Source organism: Erythrobacter sp. SN021 (assembly GCF_021864455.1).
In genome coordinates, this window is the sequence record NZ_JAKKUW010000271.1 from 1 (window position 1) to 261 (window position 261).

General features: G+C 62.5%; 1 pseudogene. It reads left to right on the forward strand.

Annotated features, from left to right (window positions below):
• A pseudogene (locus L5849_RS15855) lies at positions 1 to 261 on the forward strand (hypothetical protein); the annotation flags it as partial.

A 261-nucleotide genomic window follows, 5' to 3' on the forward strand; every position in this document is an offset into this window, starting at 1 on the left:
ATCCCGCCGGACAGATCGCGCAGACGACGCAGTCGAACGACAGTTACGCGTTCAACGCGCTCGCCAATGCCGACCGGCCCTATACGGTGAATGGACGCAATCAGTACACGCAGGTCGGATCGACCGCGATAGGTCACGATGCGCGCGGTAATCTGACCGGTTCGGGCGGCGATACGTTCGGTTATTCGAGCGAGAACTTCCTCACCGGCTACAGCCATGCGCAAGGGTCGGGCACGCTGTCCTACGATCCGCTGGGTCGGC